We start from the raw sequence: 2,561 nt of genomic DNA on the forward strand, positions 1-2,561 counted from the left end.
CCGCGGCGTCGAGCCCGGCCAGATGGGCGGCCAGCCGCGCCGCGTTGCCGCGCAGCGAGGCGTCGGATTTCGCGGAAACGACCAGCAATTGCACGCCTTCGTCCGCGCCGGCCGCCGTTTCGCCGGCGGCCGCGCGCGGCGGCGCGAGCAGCACCGCGTGCGCATTGGTGCCGCTGAAGCCGAAGGAGCTGACCCCGGCGACGCAGGGCGCGCCGCCGGCGTCTATGCGTTCCGCGCCGAGCGCGAGGCGCAGCGGCAGCGTGTCCCAGTCGATACCGCGGTTGGGCGTGCGCACATGCAGGGTGGCGGGCACCACGCCATGGCGCACCGTCAGCGCCGCCTTGATCAGCCCGGCAATCCCCGCCGCGCCTTCCAGATGGCCGAAATTGCTCTTGATCGAGCCCAGCAGCACGCGCTCCTCGCGGCCGCGGCCGGCGAACACGGAGGCCAGCGCCGCCGCCTCTATCGGATCGCCCAGCGCGGTGCCGGTGCCGTGCGCCTCGATATAATTCACCTGCGACGCGTCGATGCGCGCGGCGCGCAAGGCCGCCCGCACCAGCTCGCGCTGCGCGTGCTCGTTAGGCACCGTCAGGCCCGCGCTGCGACCGTCGTGATTGACGGCCGAGCCGGCGATCAGCGCGTCTATGGTGCGCCCGGCGGCCTCGGCGTCGGCGAGCCGCTGCAGCACCACCACGCCGCAGCCCTCGCCGCGCACGAAGCCGTCCGCGCCGTCGTCGAAGGAGCGGCAGCGGCCGCTGGGCGACAGCATGTGCGCCCGGCATTCGGCGGCGGTGGACAACGGCGACAGCACCACATTGACGCCGCCGACGATGGCGATGTCGCACTCGCCGGCGCGCAGCGCGTTGCAAGCCAGGTGCACGGCGACCAGCGACGACGAGCACGCGGTGTCTATCGTCAGCGTCGGCCCGTGCAGACCGAGCGCGTGCGACACGCGGCCCGCCAGCACGCTGGGCGCGTTGCCCGAGGCGGTGTAGAGGTCGACCTCCTCCGCCCGGCGGAAACGGTGCGCGTAGTCCTGATGCATGACGCCGGCGAACACCCCGGTGGCCGAGCCTTTCAGTTCCGCCGCCGTCATGCCGGCACGCTCCACCGCCTCCCAAGCCACCTCGAGCAGCATGCGCTGCTGCGGATCCAGCATCGCCGCCTCGCGCGCCGAAATGCCGAAGAAGCCGGCGTCGAAGGAGGCGATGTCGTCCAAAAAGCTGCCGGTGCGGCAGTAGATGCGGCCGCTGGCGTCCGGGTCGGCGTCGAAGTAGCGCTCGACGTCCCAACGCTCGGCCGGCACTTCGCTCACGCCGTCCGCGCCGTCGAGCAGCCGCTGCCACAGCGCCTCCGGCGAGTCGACGCCGGCGAAACGGCAGCCCATGCCGACCACGGCGATGGGCGCGTGCCGGCGCTGTTCGGCGCCGTCCAGTTCACGCTGCAGGCGTTCGATCTCGCGCAGCGCGTTCCGCATCAGCGCGGTCGTGTCGATCTGGCTCATCGCGCGTCCTTTCTATTCAGTTCCTTCAGTTTCGCGGACAGCATTTCCACGATCTCCTCCTGCGACATCGCGGCGTCCGCCGGCGCGTCGGGCTCGGCGGCGGGCGTCGCCTCCGCCTCGGCCATGCCGAACACCGTCCGCGCCAGATGGTCCGCCAAGGCGGCTATGGTCGGATTCGAGAAAATCACCGTGGTCGGTATCGCGCGGCCGAAACGCTTTTCCAGCAGCACGCGCAGATCGGTGATCAGCAAGGAGTCCAGGTCGTAGTCGAACAGCGAGCGCTCGGGGTCCAGCGAGGCCAGCGGCGTGCCGGTCACCAGCGCGGCGTCCTCGGCCAACAGTTGGAACAGACGATGTCGTCTTTCCTCCGCCGGCAGCGCCAGCAGCTCGCTGACCGAGGAGGTGGAACCCGCGCCCGGCTGGGCGGTGGCGATGCCGGCGAAGCGGCTGGCCGGCACATGCGGCGGCCATTGCTCGATCAAGCGCCCCCAGTCGATGGGCAGCAGCACGAGGTGGGCCGGCAGGTCCGCTCCCAGCGCGATCTCGAAAGTGGCGCGGCCGCATTCGGCCTCGATCTGGCCGATGCCCAGCTGCGCGAGCCGCCGCTTGGCGTTGGCGCTGGAGCGGGCCAGCATGCCCACGTCCTGCCACGGCCCCCAGGCGATGGACAGCGCGGGCAGCCCTTGCGCGCGGCGGCGCGCGGCCAGCGCGTCTAGGTAGGCGTTGGCCATCGCGTAGGTCGATTGCCCCGGCGCGCCGAAGGCGGCGGCGGCGGAGGAAAACAGCACGAAGTGTTCCAGCGGGTAAGCCAGGGTGCGCTCATGCAGCAGCCAGGCGCCGCGGGCCTTGCCGGCCAGGGTGGCGGCCAGCGACGCCGGCGTGACGTCGCCGACCAGGCAGTCCTCCACCACGCCCGCCAGATGGCAGACGCCGCGCAGCGGCGGCATGGTCGCGTCGATCTCGGCCAGCAGCGCGTCGACGTCCGCTTCCGCCGCCACGTCGGCCTGCCACACCTTCACCTCCACGCCGTCGCGGCGCAGCGCGGCCAGCGCCGCCT

At 72.3% G+C, this 2,561-nt stretch carries 2 protein-coding genes; both read right to left on the reverse strand.

Annotated elements, in window-relative coordinates; translation table 11 throughout:
• Positions 1–1,504: type I polyketide synthase (locus LQT98_RS23700; protein ID WP_231465709.1), on the reverse strand; the 1,504-nt coding region annotated here is incomplete at its 3' end.
• Positions 1,501–2,561 (reverse strand): beta-ketoacyl reductase (locus LQT98_RS23705; protein ID WP_231465711.1); only part of this gene is annotated, 1,061 nt, incomplete at its 5' end. The genes LQT98_RS23700 and LQT98_RS23705, both read right to left, overlap by 4 nt.

Source organism: Chromobacterium aquaticum (assembly GCF_021129195.1).
Classification (GTDB): Bacteria; Pseudomonadota; Gammaproteobacteria; order Burkholderiales; family Chromobacteriaceae; genus Chromobacterium; species Chromobacterium aquaticum.